The sequence below is a fragment of the Variovorax sp. UC122_21 genome (genome assembly GCF_044056785.1).
GTDB lineage: Bacteria > Pseudomonadota > Gammaproteobacteria > Burkholderiales > Burkholderiaceae_C > Variovorax.
In genome coordinates this window covers 1035622-1049404 of record NZ_CP172003.1, presented here as the reverse complement: position 1 = coordinate 1049404, position 13783 = coordinate 1035622, and the positions used below count along the sequence as shown (strand labels likewise).

The 13783-nt window shown below is 63.1% G+C and carries 14 protein-coding genes; 11 read left to right on the top strand and 3 right to left on the bottom strand.

The window, feature by feature from the left end; translation table 11 throughout:
* The first annotated feature begins 89 nt into the window (after positions 1-89).
* Positions 90-839, top strand: a complete 750-nt coding sequence (locus ACHMXE_RS05360; protein WP_203206417.1) for a glucose 1-dehydrogenase — start codon at positions 90-92, stop codon at positions 837-839.
* A gap of 303 nt (positions 840-1142) precedes the next feature.
* On the opposite strand, the gene ACHMXE_RS05355 is transcribed toward ACHMXE_RS05360, so the two are convergent.
* The 3 genes from ACHMXE_RS05355 to ACHMXE_RS05345 all read right to left on the bottom strand — a co-directional run bounded on the left by ACHMXE_RS05355 (position 1143) and on the right by ACHMXE_RS05345 (position 2888).
* Positions 1143-1412 (bottom strand): type II toxin-antitoxin system Phd/YefM family antitoxin, encoded by a 270-nt coding sequence (locus ACHMXE_RS05355; protein ID WP_203206418.1) that lies wholly within the window; start codon positions 1410-1412, stop codon positions 1143-1145.
* 71 nt (positions 1413-1483) lie between these two features.
* A complete protein-coding gene (locus ACHMXE_RS05350; RefSeq protein ID WP_203206419.1) occupies positions 1484-1648 on the bottom strand; it encodes a hypothetical protein in 165 nt (54 codons plus the stop codon).
* A gap of 61 nt (positions 1649-1709) precedes the next feature.
* Positions 1710-2888, bottom strand: coding sequence for a beta-ketoacyl-[acyl-carrier-protein] synthase family protein (locus tag ACHMXE_RS05345; RefSeq protein WP_395347438.1), 1179 nt, complete (start codon positions 2886-2888; stop codon positions 1710-1712).
* 672 nt (positions 2889-3560) lie between these two features.
* On the opposite strand from ACHMXE_RS05345, the gene ACHMXE_RS05340 reads away from it, so the two are divergent.
* The 10 genes from ACHMXE_RS05340 (at position 3561) to ACHMXE_RS05295 (ending at position 13762) form a co-directional block, all read left to right on the top strand.
* Positions 3561-4526: a LysR family transcriptional regulator gene (locus ACHMXE_RS05340; protein ID WP_203206421.1), complete on the top strand. Its 966-nt coding sequence runs from the start codon at positions 3561-3563 to the stop codon at positions 4524-4526.
* Positions 4527-4634: 108 nt separating this feature from the next.
* Positions 4635-5603, top strand: a complete 969-nt coding sequence (locus ACHMXE_RS05335) for a tripartite tricarboxylate transporter substrate binding protein (protein ID WP_203206422.1) — start codon at positions 4635-4637, stop codon at positions 5601-5603.
* A 176-nt stretch (positions 5604-5779) separates the two neighbouring features.
* Positions 5780-7537, top strand: coding sequence for a CocE/NonD family hydrolase (locus ACHMXE_RS05330; protein ID WP_203206423.1), 1758 nt, complete (start codon positions 5780-5782; stop codon positions 7535-7537).
* Positions 7538-7622: 85 nt separating this feature from the next.
* Positions 7623-8492 carry a 3-keto-5-aminohexanoate cleavage protein gene (locus ACHMXE_RS05325; RefSeq protein WP_395347140.1) on the top strand — a complete coding sequence of 290 codons (870 nt, stop codon included), beginning with the start codon at positions 7623-7625 and terminating at the stop codon, positions 8490-8492.
* A gap of 10 nt (positions 8493-8502) precedes the next feature.
* Positions 8503-9249 (top strand): SDR family oxidoreductase, encoded by a 747-nt coding sequence (locus ACHMXE_RS05320; RefSeq protein ID WP_203206425.1) that lies wholly within the window; start codon positions 8503-8505, stop codon positions 9247-9249.
* Position 9250: 1 nt separating this feature from the next.
* Positions 9251-9604 carry an NIPSNAP family protein gene (locus ACHMXE_RS05315; protein ID WP_203206426.1) on the top strand — a complete coding sequence of 118 codons (354 nt, stop codon included), beginning with the start codon at positions 9251-9253 and terminating at the stop codon, positions 9602-9604.
* Positions 9605-9607: 3 nt separating this feature from the next.
* A complete protein-coding gene (locus tag ACHMXE_RS05310; RefSeq protein WP_203206427.1) occupies positions 9608-10321 on the top strand; it encodes a ThuA domain-containing protein in 714 nt (237 codons plus the stop codon).
* 42 nt (positions 10322-10363) lie between these two features.
* Entirely contained in the window at positions 10364-11536 is a 1173-nt protein-coding gene (locus ACHMXE_RS05305) for an alcohol dehydrogenase catalytic domain-containing protein (protein WP_281081497.1), read from the top strand.
* A gap of 164 nt (positions 11537-11700) precedes the next feature.
* Positions 11701-13329: an acyl-CoA synthetase gene (locus ACHMXE_RS05300; RefSeq protein ID WP_395347136.1), complete on the top strand. Its 1629-nt coding sequence runs from the start codon at positions 11701-11703 to the stop codon at positions 13327-13329.
* A 193-nt stretch (positions 13330-13522) separates the two neighbouring features.
* Complete coding sequence (locus ACHMXE_RS05295) at positions 13523-13762, top strand: hypothetical protein (protein ID WP_261206550.1); 240 nt, start codon at positions 13523-13525, stop codon at positions 13760-13762.
* Positions 13763-13783 lie beyond the last annotated feature (21 nt).

Genomic DNA, 13783 nt, shown 5'->3' with positions numbered 1-13783 from the left:
TTACAAGTGGATGATAGCTCCGCTTCAAAAGTGGATGGTTCCTCCATATAATAAGTGGAGGAATACTCCACTTTAGAGATGAGGTACGCATGGGCAAGCGATTTATAGACAAAGTTGTAGCGATTACCGGTGGCAGCGAAGGCATCGGACTGGCAACTGCCAAGCTCTTCGCCGCAGAGGGCGCGCGGGTCTACGTCACCGGACGCAGACAGGAGCGACTCAACGACGCCGTCCGGGAAATTGGCAACGGTGCTATCGGCGTACAGGGAGATGCCGCGAACCTCACCGACCTCGATCGCCTCTACGAGCGCATTCAGCGCGAGAGCGGCAAGCTGGATGTTGTGTTTGCCAACGCTGGCATCGCCGAGGGCGAGCCGCGCCCGCTGGGCACGATTGACGAAGCCGGCTTTGACCGCCTATTCGACTTGAATGTACGTGGCGTGCTTTTTACCGTGCAGAAGGCATTGCCACTGATGACTGCTGGCGCCGCAGTCATCCTGAACGGCTCGGTCGCCGGCAGTAAAGGCTTTCCCGACCAAACGCTCTACAACGCGAGCAAGGCGGCAGTGCGTTCGTTCGCGCGAACCTGGACGGCCGACCTGAAGGAGCGCGGAATCCGCGTCAACGTGGTATCGCCGGGCGGCACTGAGACCAGCCTGATGCGTAGCTACCTTGATTCGCGACCGGGCGTCGAAGACATGCTGAAGCAGGTCGTGCCTCTCGGTCGCCTGGGTCAGCCAGACGAGATCGCGCGCGCCGTGCTGTTCCTTGCATCACATGAGAGCAGCTACATTGCCGGCATTGAACTCTTCGTGGATGGCGGCTCGATCGCTGTTTGAGACTCTTTCCGACGACGACTTCCTGCAAGCTGCGCAGCGCTAGGTCACGGGAACAAGTCCTTGCCGTCGGTGTCGAACGCCAGGATCGGCGTACCCATGCTTCGCGCTAATTGCGAGCGCCACGTCTGTTCGGTGTGCGCTAGACGCAGGGCGCGGCCTCCGGTCGATTGATCGAGGTGCCCTGAGAGTCACGCGAACGCTCTAGGTGGGCCTTGTGGACACCTATCTGTAGTTTCCCAAGACATAGGGGATGGCGCGCTGTTGTTCGCCGCTGTTTCGATGCAGATCGAACTGCGCCATGCCTCAGAGGGGCGAGTGTTCGTCTGCGAAAGAGCCCCACTGGGCCTGTACGGCGTTCCAGCCGTCAGCGCATGCATCGGCCCAATGGCGCTGTTGCTGGATCCGTTCCTCGCCGCGTGCACGGGGAGCTTCCTGCAATTCATTTATCTCTTGAGGAGAAATGATGTAAGCCGCGGGACGGCCGCGTTGGGTGATGGCGACGGGCTCGCGTTGAGCAGAGCCCAGCAGTTGCCCGAAGCGATTTTGTGCTTCGGCCGAGGTGACATTGAGCATGAACATTCCCAAATTGGCTAAATACAGTTTAGCTGGCGTATGTCATGAATTGCCGAGGTGCAAGCGTCTGCTTAGTAGCCAGAGCCGTGGATCGCCGTGGTCTCCCCCTCGAGCACCAGCGTCGGCGGACTGGCGAGCACGCCCTCGCCGCGGTAGGCCGCTCGCGGCCTCCCAGCCGAGCGGGTGAGGCTCCAGAAGGCCAGGCCCTCGATGTAGATCGTCGGCGTGGTGCTCATGGAAGTACCTTCGTGCTTCGCACCGCGGTCCGAGCTTGCTTGGGGCGGCCTGGGGCGGCGCTCATGCCTGCGCCGCCTTACCGAACACCAGCGCGCAGTTGTTGCCGCCGAAGCCGAAGGAGTTGGAGAGCGCGTAGCGCACCTCGCCGTGCGCCGGCGCGAGCCGGATCTGCGGGCCGAAGCCCGGGTCCAGCGCGGCCGAGTTGACCGTGCCCGGCATCAGGCCGCGCTCGATCGCCAGCAGGCTGATCACCGCCTCGACGATGCCCGCGGCACCCAGCGTGTGGCCCGTGAAGCCCTTGGTCGAGCTCGCATGCGTGCGCGCCGGGAAGCGGCGCGCCACCAGCGCGCCCTCGACCTCGTCGTTCTTCTGGCTCGCGGTGCCATGCATGTTGATGTAGTCGATCGCCTCGGGCGCGAGGCCGGCGCGCGCCAGCGCCTCGTCGAGCGCGCGCTCGGCGCCCAGGCCCTCGGGATGCGGCGTCGACATGTGGTGCGCGTCGCTGGCCTCGCCGTAGCCCAGCAGCTGCAATCCTGTGGCGGAAGCCGCGTCGGCGCGCTCGAGCAGCGCGAAGCCCGCGGCCTCGCCCAGGCTGATGCCGTCGCGGTCCGGATCGAAGGGCCGGCACGGCCCGCCGGACACCAGCTCGAGCGAGTTGAAGCCGAACAGCACGCTGCCGCACAGCGTGTCGACGCCGCCGACCACGGCCGCGTCGACCAGGCCCAGGCGGATCAGCCGCTCGGCCGAGGCGAACACCTTGGCGCTCGACGAGCAGGCGGTGGAGATGGTCTCGCTCGGCCCCTCGAGGCCCAGCACTTCCTGCACGAACATCGCGAGCGAATGCGGCGTGTGCACCTTGGGGCGTCGCTGTGCGGGCGGAAAGGCGCCGCTGGCGTCGAGTTGGGTATAAGCAAGCTCGGCCTCACCGATGCTCGAGGTCGAGGTGCCGAGGATCAGCGCGATGCGCGCCGCGCCATGGCGCCCGCGCGCCTCGGCCACGGCCTCGAGGAAGCCGTCGGCTTGCAGGCCGAGCCAGGCCAGCCGGTTGTTGCGGCAGTCCCAGTGCGCGAGGGCATCGGGCAGGCGGAGCTCTTCGAGGCCGTCGACGCGGCCGATCCAGGTCGGCAGCGGCGCGGGGCCGAAGTCGTTGGCGCGCAGGCCGCTGCGCGAATGTTCGAGCGCTTCGGCAAGCGGCTCCTTGCCGACGCCGACGGCCGAGGTGGCCGTGTAGGCGCTGATCTGGAGGGGGGAATGCGGGCGGGCATGGCGCTGGCTGGGCGGGGCAAGAGATCGTGGGTCGCACTTCTTCCGAGACTTGTCGACGATATGCAAAGCTTAACAATTGAGGGTGAGGACTCCTGTCAGTGGTGGGCTATGGGTGTCGTCTCCCGAAGAGCCGTCATCGTGGCGCACCGCGAAGTAGCCGCCGTCAGCGCCGCGGGCATCGGCGCGCGAGCAGGTTGCGACATGCGATCGGAGCGAGGTCAAAGACGGCGACGAACATGCCGGAGCTTGCGAGGAGCTTCGCGACGGTCGCATCCGCGGGTTGAACCGCGCGTACGGCGAGACTTGTTCCTGAGACTTAGGTACCGGCGAGGAGGGGGGAGGAGGGGGGAGGAGGGGGCAGCCTGTTCCCCGGGTGCGCCGACTCAGAAAGGATCGGAGCGCTCTTCGAAGCTCGCGCACGCGGCGGACAATTGTGATGGTCCCAAAAGCTCAGCATCGCTCGCGCATTCCTGGCCAGCGCCCCGGCCGATGGCTTCGCCAGTCAGAACCTTTGATTGACGGGGGGACGGTCTGGGCACGCTGCAGCTGTTGCAGAGTAAACTGCAGTCGGCCCCCGTCTTAGGTTGCGCCGCCAGCGCGCAATGCCGCCCCTCGGTACCACCGACGCACGGCTCTTGTGAAGCCATGAACGTTAGGCAACTGCGCTACTTTCTCCAAATCGCCGAACTCGGCAGCGTGACGCGCGCTGCGGAGGTCTTGCACATCGCCCAGCCGGCGCTGTCGCGTCAGATGCGCTCGCTCGAAGAAGACCTCGATGCGACGCTGCTACACCGTTCCGAACGTGGTATCACGCTTACGGAGGCTGGGGAATGTCTTCGCGGAAGTGCCGTCGAACTGCTGCGCCATTTCGATCGGGTCCGCTCCGAGGTCCGAGATCGGTCCGGTGACGCCAGCGGTGAGCTCACGATCGCGCTGCCTCCGTCCATGTCGGAGTTGCTCGCGTTTCCGGTCGTACAGCGATTCAGGACCAGTTTTCCTAACGTCTTGCTGAGGGTATTCGAAGGATCAAGCGGAGTGCTCGACGCCTGGTCAATGGTCGCACAGGGCAGGGCCGACCTGGCAGTGGTCGCCTCCGGGGAACCCCTCGCCAGTCTTGAGGCCTTCCCTTTCATCGAAGAGCCAATGTGTCTGATCGGCCCAGCCGAATCAGGTCTTTCCATGGACAAGCCGTTGGCCCTGGAAGATCTTGTCGATCGGCCGATGGTTGCGATGAGCCGCCCGAATGTGGGACGCATGATCGTGGAAAGCGCGATGGCCGAACGGAATTTGCGCCTCAACATTGCGATGGAGGTCAACACTCGGCAACTGGTGTTGAGGGCGGTGGAATCGGGCTTGGGGTTCACGACCCTGCCGGTGTGCTCCGGGAGCGACCTGCTTGAGCGTGGTGCCATCTCCATGGCACCCATCAAGGACGTGATGATCTCCTGGCTTCTGATAAAAGGCCGCGAACAAGGTTTGTCCGTTGCGGGCCAGCGCATGCAACTCATGCTGCGGCAAGTCGCCCATGAGCAGATATCAGGCGGTCGCTGGCCACTTGCCAGACTGAAGGGGTTCATCCCGTCAGGGACGGACGTTGCTCGCCTGCCTTGACGTGACACCGGGATCGGCATGGTCGCCATGCCGAGAAAGCATTTCCGCCGCCATTGCCTCGTTGCTAACCTCTTCTCCAGTCTAATTACTACTAGAGGAGACAGTCGTATGAACAGGCGAAACATGATCGCCGGGTCGCTGGCGTCGATGCTGGGAACCCAACTGCGCGCGCAGGGCGGCAACGGCTATCCGCACCGTCCGGTAACGCTCATTTTCCCCTTTCCCCCTGGATCGCCGGGGGATGCGGAAGCGCGAGAGATCGGCATCTCGATGCAGAAGGCGACTGGTCAGCCGCTCGTCATGGACTATCGCCCCGGCGCAAGCGGCATTATCGGCACGCAGCTCGCCCAGCGAGCTGCACCGGACGGCTACACGCTGCTGTACGGCTCGACGACATCGATCGTGACGGGACCCGCCGTCACCATGAAGTCCCCCTATAGCGGGACAACCGACTTTGAGCCGCTCACGGGAATCGGTCGGATCGACGGGCTCCTGGTTGTGCCGGCCAATTCCAAGTACCACACGGCGCAGGAGCTTGCCGAAGCGCTCAAGGCAAATCCAGGCAAGTTGAACTACGGCACGATCGGGCCCGGCTCGATGTCGCACCTGATCGGCGAGCTCTACCTGCGGACCGTTGGCGCGAAGGCGACGCCTGTCGCGTACAAGGGAACACCGCAGGCCTTGCAGGCGCTGGTTGCCGGAGAAATCGACTTTCTCGCGGACAGTGTGGCGTCAGCCGGCGGCCTCATCGACGCTGGAAGGGTTCGTCCGCTGGCGGTGGCAACCAGCAAGCGCCTGTCACAGTTGCCTGATGTCCCGACACTCACTGAGACCGGACTCAAATTGGTACTCGGGGTGTGGCTCGGGTTGTTTGCGCCGAAAGGGACGCCTCGCTCGGTGCTGGATCAATGGGCGCTATGCGCGAGCGACTATCTGCGCGACGCGGACGTGCGTTCGAAGTTGCTTGCGAGGGGGATAGAGCCGACTCCGAGCACGCCCCAGGAATTTGCGCGTCAGGTTGCGGCAGACGAGGCGCAGTGGCGGCCGCTCATCAGGTCGTTGAACATCCAGACTTGAGAGTTTCGAGTCCGAATACAGCGGGCGACCTTTTGGTCGCCCGCTTTTTTTTGCCTTTCCGCCCATCGCATACACGCCACTGTCCAGGGCATGCCAGCCATGCCACGACAGTATTTCCCGAGCGGGCATGCAATTCCTATTCTTGCCGGCATGGAAAGACAAAAAAGGACGACGCAATGAACCCAATGAAAGAGACTGAAGCTGCCGCGATCATCGACGCCATCGTTGTGGACTGGGACGTCCCCATCACGATGGATGATGGAACGGTTCTGCGTGCCGATGTTTTTCGTCCGGTGGAGGAAGGGCGCTATCCCGTACTGCTGAGCTATGGACCCTACGGCAAAGGACTGGCCTTCCAGGAGGGCTATCCGGCTGCTTGGGAGGGCATGGTCCGCAGCCACCCCGATGTGGCAGAGGGATCCAGTGGCCGGTACCAGAACTGGGAGACGGTCGACCCCGAGAAATGGGTGTGCGATGGTTATGTGTGCATCCGCATCGACAGCCGCGGCGCCGGTCGCTCGCCCGGATTGTTGGATCCCTGGTCAGAGCGAGAGATCAGCGACATTTGCGAGTCGATTGCTTGGGCTGCAGCACAGCCATGGAGCAGCGGCAAGGTCGGCATGAACGGGATCTCCTACTACGGCGTGAACCAGTGGTTCACTGCATCGCGCCGTCCTCCGTCGCTGTCGGCGATCTGTGTCTGGGAAGGTGCAGCCGACATCTATCGGGACGCAGTGCGCCACGGTGGCATCCCTTGCACGGCGTTGTGGAAGTCCTGGTACGGACCGCAGGTCGTGAACGTCCAGCACGGCGCCGGTGACCGCGGGCCGCGCAGTCGCGTGACAAGTGAGCTGGTTGCGGGTCCGGAGACACTGGATGACGAGACTCTTCGCTCTAACCGAGTGGACCTTGGGCACGAACTGACGAGCCGACCCCTCCCGGACTCGTATTTCGAGGCGCGGTCGGGACGATGGGACTGCGTTGACGTACCGCTCCTCTCGGCGGGCAATTGGGGAGGGCTCGGCCTGCATCTGCGAGGCAATATCGAAGGGTTCACGCAAGCGAGCTCGAAGCAGAAGTGGCTCGAGGTGCATGGCGGCGATCACTGGTCTTCGTTCTACATCGCCAGTTCGGTCGCTCTGCAAAAGAGGTTCTTTGATCACTTCCTAAAAGGAGCTGACAACGGCTGGGACGCCGAACCTCCGGTGAATCTGAACATCCGGCACGTGGACCGTTTCGTCGCTCGGAAGGAGCAGGCATGGCCCATTCCGGACACGCGATGGACCCCGTATTACCTGGAGCCGGGGCAGGCGGCCCTTGGCAGCTCCGTCCCGGTGGACAACGCTTCCGTCACCTACGAGGCCCTTGGGCCGGGCTTGGTATTCATGCTGCCGCCCTCGACCAGTGAACTCGAGGTAACGGGCCCCTTGGCAGCTCGCCTCTACATTTCTTCCGAGACCACCGACGCGGATCTCTTTCTCACCGTTCGCCTGTTCACGCCCGACATGAAGGAGGTCACCTTCCAGGGCGCCAACGACCCTAACACGCCGATCGCGCAGGGGTGGCTGCGTGCGTCGCACCGGAAGCTGGACGCGGATCGTTCCAAACCCTGGCGCCCCTGGCATGCGCACGACGAGATCCTTCCACTCGTGCCTGGCGAAGTTTATCCAGTCGACGTGGAGATCTGGCCGACCAGCATCGTCGTCCCCCCGGGCTACCGATTGGCGCTGAGCATCCGTGGCAAGGACTTCGAGTACGCGGGCCCACCCGTGATGGCGTTGCACCCCGCACACGAAATGCGAGGCTGTGGAGCGTTCGTTCATGACGACGAGCGGGACCGTCCGCGGTCAGTTTTCGGGGGGAAGGTAACGATCCACACTGGCCCGTCGCACCCGTCATCTGTCCTTCTGCCCGTGATCCCGACGCGGGCGTGATTCATCTGTCCTGGAGACTACTTTTGTGAAGCAACAGCGAGTAATCATCAGCTGCGCGGTGACAGGCGGCGTGCATACGCCCACAATGACGCCGCACCTGCCGATCACCCCCCAACAAATCGCGGATGCAGCCGTGGGCGCTGCCGAGGCTGGCGCCGCCATCATCCACTTGCACGCGCGAGACCCCGTTACGGGGCGGCCGGACCAGTCGCCGGAAGCATTCGGCAAGTTCTTGCCGCAGATCAAGGAGCGATGCGACGCGGTGATCAACATCACCACGGGCGGTGCGCCGGGCATGGCTGTAAGCGAGCGCATTCGGCCTGTGATCGAGTTCAAGCCGGAAGTCGCCTCGCTGAACATGGGGTCGATGAACTTCGGCATGTATCCCATGCTGGAGCGCTTCAGCAACTTCAGGTTCGATTGGGAGGCTCCGTTCCTGGAGAGCACCCGCGACCTCGTGTTCAGGAACACCTTCAAAGATATCGAGCACATCCTGGGGGTGGGGTCCGAGGCGGGCACGCGTTTCGAGTTTGAGTGCTACGACACCGCGCACCTGTACAACCTTCGACATTTTCTGGACCGCGGAATGTTGAAGGCCCCTCTCTTCATTCAATCTGTCCTCGGCATTCTGGGAGGGGCGGGGACGCACCCGGAGGATGTGATGCACATGAAGCGGACAGCCGACCGGCTGTTCGGCGATCAGTACCACTGGTCAGTGATCGGAGCAGGCGCCGCGCAGATGCGAGTGGCGGCGCAGGCGGCAACGATGGGCGCAAATGTGCGCGTCGGCCTGGAGGACTCGATCTGGCTTGGCCCCGGCAAGCTGGCTGAGTCGAATGTGGATCAGGTCCGGGCCGTGAGAAAGCTGATCGAAGGATTGGGGCTGGAGATCGCGTCTGCCGAGGAGGCCCGCGAGCGCCTGCACCTCAAGGGCGCTGCAGGTGTCAACTTCTGAAGGAACGAATGTGTCGAAAGTGCTTGTTGTGACCGGTTCCAGCCGGGGTATCGGTGCCGCGATTGCGCTCCTCGGGGCGAAAGAGGGGTACGGGGTCGCGGTGAACTACCGCAGTGATCGTGATGGCGCGGAAGCGCTCGTCCGAAATATTGCGCGCCAAGGAGGCAGGGCCGCTGCCGTCTGCGCGGATGTGTCGACCAGTGCCGGAGCCGCGAAGCTTTTCGCCGAAGTCGATCAGACATTGGGCAGCGTCTCCGTGCTGGTGAACAACGCCGGCATCTCCGGCAGCCGGTGCGCTATCGATGCAATCGACGAGGACAGGCTGCAGCGGATCTTCGAGACGAACGTGTTTTCCGCCTTCTTCTGCTCCCGCGAAGCGGTCAGGCGCATGAGCCGCACCAGCGGAGGCGAAGGCGGATCGATCGTGAACATCTCATCGGCTGCGGCACGGCACGGCGGTATGCCCGAACTTGCTCACTATGCGTCCACCAAAGCCGCGTTGGACGGCATGACCATCGCGCTGGCCAAGGAGCTCGGGCCGCAGGGCGTTCGGGTCAACAGCCTTCGACCGGGTGTGATCGTCACCGAAATGCACGATGAGTTCGGAGGCGCAAAACTCATCGAAAGCATTGCGCCTACGATTCCGATGCAACGCCCGGGCACGGTGGACGAAGTCGCTGAGGCTGTGCTTTGGCTGGCGTCGGAACGCTCATCGTACGTCCATGGTGCTGTCATCGATATCACGGGCGGAAGATAAGATGCTCTTCGAGATGCGGACCTACCAGGTGCTGCCGTCCCGCCTGAAGGACTACCTCAGCATCTACGCAGAGAAGGGCAAGTCGCTTCAGTGTGAAGTCCTTGGGCACTTGGCCGGGTGCTACATGACCGAGGTCGGTGACCTGAACCAGGTGATCTTCATTTGGGGGTTCAGTTCGTTCGAGGACCGTGTGCGCCGGCGTGGCGCGCTCGCCGCGCTTCCTGCGTGGCAAGCGTACGTCGCACAGGTCGCTCCTCTCTTCGTCCGTCAGGAGAGCAGGCTGCTGATGCCGGCAGCTTTCGGCGAGGCTGCGCCGATGAAGGACGAGATGTGGCATTCGCGGGACGTCGGTTAAGCGATGCCGCGCCCGCTTGTCGCCGCACTGGTGTGCGGCAGTCCCCACCGTAACCACGATTTTGATTTCGCGCGGCTGCGGCTCGGCCAGGCTCTCTACGACGCTCACGGCATTCGCACCGATTGCTACAACGACTATGAGGAGTCGGCTGACCTCCTCGGCGCCGACCTGCTCGTCAGCTACACGTCGCAGGTACCGGTGAGTGAAAAAGCGAGTGCAGCGATCCGGCGCTTCCTCGATCGAGGCGGGCGCTGGTTCGCGTTGCATGCGACCAATTCGGTCGCGGGCAATCAGGCGATGCCGAGCATCCTCGGCACACGCTTCATTTCACATCCGAAGTACATGACCTTCCCGGTCAAAGTGACGCGGCAGGAAGAGCCGCTGCTAAAAGGCATCCGCGATTTCGACGTGTCCGACGAGCTGTATTGCATCGAGGATGTCACCAGGGACCTCGACGTGTTGCTCCACGCGCACTGGGGCGGTGAAGCGTTCGGCGGCATTCATTTCGAGGAGGCCGATCGCCCGATCCTCTACCGCCGGACAGTCGGCGATGGCGGCGTGCTCTATCTCGCGCTCGGCCACGCCAACCGGCCCTATGACAAGCTGTTTCCGCACCTGCCCGATCAGCTCGACCATCGGGGCCCCTGGGACCTACCGATGTTCCAAGAGCTGGTGAAGCGTGGCGTCGAATGGGCGGCACAGCGGCGCCCGTTCTGACCACACCCCGCCGCTCGTGCCCGGTCTTTCGAGTGGCGAGCCTTGCAACCATTCGACTCGGCGTTCAAAGTGAAAAACAAATTCTCAGACGAATCTCTTCAACTGCGCTCTGTTGTCACTCATGGAGGGCAGGTTGTGCTTTCTCTTGTCAGAGAAGCGCTGCCAGCTCTGAAGCCTGAAGATGTGCTCATTCGCGTCGAGGCCGCTCCAATCAACCCGTCCGACATTGGCTCGATGCTTGGCGCCGCGGACCTCAGTCTGGCGTGGACTGCTGACGGTGCTGCTGGGCCGGAACTTGTGGCGCCTGTACCTGCAGCATCCCTGCCGGCGATGCGATCGAGCAGGGCTGCTTTCATGTCGGTCGGTCTCGAAGGGGCAGGTACGGTCGTGGCGGCAGGAAGTTCACATGCTGCACAGTCCTTGATGGGGAAAACGGTTGCAGCGATGGCCGGGGGCATGTACGCGCGCTATCGTTGTGTAGCGGCGGCAGAATGTCTCGTGCTCCCCGAGGGCACCAGTGCGGTAGAGGCTGCCTCCTGCTTCGTCAATCCCCTCGCCGCGTTAGGGATGGTGGAGACGGCTCGCAGGGAGGGCCACACGGCGATTGTCCAAACGGCTGCTGCCTCGAATCTCGGACAGATCCTTCTTCGAATCTGCCTTGCTGATGGTGTCCCGCTCGTCAACGTGGTGCGGTCGCAGCAGCAAGAGGAACTCTTGCGCGCGCAGGGCGCCCGCTACGTGTGCAACTCGAGTTCCGGCGATTTCAGAGATCGACTTGTTGACGCCATTGCGGCCACGGGGGCAACGATTGTCTTGGACCCCATTGGAGGGGGTAGCGGCGGGCAGATTTTGAGCTGCATGGAGGTGGCCATCAGCCGCCGTCCCGGTCAGGCAGCCTCCCGCTACGGCTCGGAAGTTCTTAAACAGTTGTATGTGTACGGCGCTCTCGATCCTCGCCCCATCGAGATACCGCGCGACATCGGTGCTGCATGGGCCGCTGGCGGATGGCTTCTTCTGCGGTACCTCAAGGTGACGCAGCCGCAAATCCTCGACAGGCTCAAAGCTCGGGTTGCCGCAGAAGTCAAGACCACGTTTGCGAGCCACTACGCCCGAGGCATTTCGCTGAAGGAGGTCATCTCACCGGAGGTCCTCAAGGTCTGCGCACATCCCGCGACAGGAATGAAATTCCTGATCGAGCCCTGGAAAAACTGTTGACCGAGCCGTCGGAAATGCCGAGCTCGAATCCGCTGGCCGCAAGAGCGCACGGCGTCTGTTATCTGGAAATGGGAACTCTCCGCATCCGGGCGCCACGCGTTCGTCGAAGTCCTTCGGAGATCACGACCGGGCTCAACTTCCTTGCGACTGAATAGGTGACATCCATGGACACTCCGCTCTTCGACCGGGACCTTCCCCGGACCTCCGCGAACTACGCGTCGCTTTCTCCCTTGCCATTCCTCCAACGAAGCGCCGAGGCATATCCACAGCGCTTGGCCATCGTGCACGGGAACCTGCGCCGCACCTGGTCCGAGGTGTACGTCCGATGCCGACGGTTGGCCTCTGCGCTTCAGCGGCGCGGCATCGGCAAAGGGCAGACGGTGGCGGTCATGCTGCCCAACACGCCTGCGATGGTCGAGGCGCACTTCGGCGTGCCCATGGCCGGCGCGGTACTCAACACCCTCAACACGCGGCTGGATCCCCAAAGCATCGCCTTCATGCTGGACCACGGCGAGGCCCAAGCGGTCATTGTTGATATGGAGTTCGCGCCGGTGCTAAAGAAGGCATTGGCATTGCGTAAGAGTCACTCGCCGCTGCTGCTGGTGGACGTCGATGACCCACTCTACGCCGGACCAGTGGAGCGCATCGGCGAGTTGACCTACGACGTGCTCGTTGCCGAGGGCGATCCACACTTCGCCTGGGATCTGCCGCAAGACGAGTGGGATGCCATCGCCCTGAACTACACCAGCGGCACCACCGGTAACCCCAAGGGCGTCGTCTACCACCACCGTGGCGCGGCATTGAACGCCGTGTCGAATATTCTCGAGTGGGACATGCCCAAGCACGCCGTCTACCTCTGGACGCTGCCGATGTTCCACTGCAATGGCTGGTGCTTTCCCTGGACTATCGCGGCGCGCGCCGGGGTTAACGTGTGCCTGCGAAAGATCGATGTCCACGCGATGGTGGACGCGATCCGCGAGCACGGGGTCACGCACTACTGCGGCGCGCCGATCGTGCATTCGATGCTCGTCAACGCGCCCGACGAACTGACGAGAAAACTGCCGCGCGGGGTCAAAGCGATGGTGGCCGGCGCGGCGCCGCCTGCCTCGATGATCGAGGGCATGGAGCGGCTCGGCTTCGACCTCACCCACGTGTACGGCCTGACCGAGGTTTACGGCCCGGCAATGGTCTGCCCGAAGCACCCTGAATGGGACGGAATGGACATCGGCGAGCGCGCGCGGCTGAACGCCCGCCAGGGCATGCGCTACCACCTGCAGCAGGGCGCCATCGTGATGGATCCGCAGACGATGGTGCCCGTACCATGGGACGGCGTCACCATGGGCGAAATCATGTTCCGCGGCAACATTACGATGAAGGGCTACCTTCGGAACCCGAAGGCAACGCAAGAGGTGTTCGCCGGCGGTTGGTTCCACACGGGCGACCTCGCTGTGCAGTACCCGGACGGCTATATCAGAATCAAGGACCGCAGCAAGGACATCATTATCTCCGGCGGGGAGAACATCTCCTCGATCGAGGTGGAGGATGTCCTGTACCGGCATCCAGACGTGCTGGCTGCCGCGGTGGTGGCCAAGCCTGATCTCAAATGGGGCGAGTCACCGTGCGCTTTCGTCGAGCTCAAGGCGAGCGCGAAGCTCGTGCCCGAAGACATCATCGCGCACTGCAAGAAGCACTTGGCCGGGTTCAAAGTACCGCGAGCTGTGGTCTTCGGCGAACTCCCCAAGACCTCCACCGGCAAGATCCAGAAGTTTGAGCTGCGACGGCTGCTCGAATGAACCGGCGCCGAGCTCGAAGATGGTCGCGAAGCTCGTTGACTGTCGACCGCCTGGGGCCGCGGTTCTGGCGTCGCCCCTGGACTGCGGCCTGTCTTTAGCACACCGCGCCGGTTGCGGTTGACCGTGCGAAGTTCGAGTCGTTCACCCGCGCTGCCGCCCACCTCAGTTCCGGGATCGTGACACCCGGACCGGCATGGCCTCCATGCCGAGAAAGCATTTCCGCCGCTATTCCCTCGTCGCTAACCTTTGCTTCAGTCACATCATCAATGGCGAAGACGGTCGCATGAACAGGCGAAACATCGTCGCGATGAGCGACATTGCCTGCGCGGCCAGTTCATCGCCGAGCTGCTTTCTTCGTCTCGACATCTTGAGAAGAGGCCAGATGAAATTGCCGTCCTTCGCTCTTGTTCGGGGCCTCCTCTCGACGACTTGACGCAACCCGGCGCGATGCGCT

Coding starts and splice junctions, on each gene's coding strand:
- ACHMXE_RS05360 (WP_203206417.1), top strand. CDS start 90: ATGGGCAAGCGATTTATAGACAAAGTTGTAGCGATTACCGGTGGCAGC.
- ACHMXE_RS05355 (WP_203206418.1), bottom strand. CDS start 1,412: ATGCTCAATGTCACCTCGGCCGAAGCACAAAATCGCTTCGGGCAACTG.
- ACHMXE_RS05350 (WP_203206419.1), bottom strand. CDS start 1,648: ATGAGCACCACGCCGACGATCTACATCGAGGGCCTGGCCTTCTGGAGC.
- ACHMXE_RS05340 (WP_203206421.1), top strand. CDS start 3,561: ATGAACGTTAGGCAACTGCGCTACTTTCTCCAAATCGCCGAACTCGGC.
- ACHMXE_RS05335 (WP_203206422.1), top strand. CDS start 4,635: ATGAACAGGCGAAACATGATCGCCGGGTCGCTGGCGTCGATGCTGGGA.
- ACHMXE_RS05330 (WP_203206423.1), top strand. CDS start 5,780: ATGAACCCAATGAAAGAGACTGAAGCTGCCGCGATCATCGACGCCATC.
- ACHMXE_RS05325 (WP_395347140.1), top strand. CDS start 7,623: ATGACGCCGCACCTGCCGATCACCCCCCAACAAATCGCGGATGCAGCC.
- ACHMXE_RS05315 (WP_203206426.1), top strand. CDS start 9,251: ATGCTCTTCGAGATGCGGACCTACCAGGTGCTGCCGTCCCGCCTGAAG.
- ACHMXE_RS05310 (WP_203206427.1), top strand. CDS start 9,608: ATGCCGCGCCCGCTTGTCGCCGCACTGGTGTGCGGCAGTCCCCACCGT.
- ACHMXE_RS05300 (WP_395347136.1), top strand. CDS start 11,701: ATGGACACTCCGCTCTTCGACCGGGACCTTCCCCGGACCTCCGCGAAC.
- ACHMXE_RS05295 (WP_261206550.1), top strand. CDS start 13,523: ATGGCCTCCATGCCGAGAAAGCATTTCCGCCGCTATTCCCTCGTCGCT.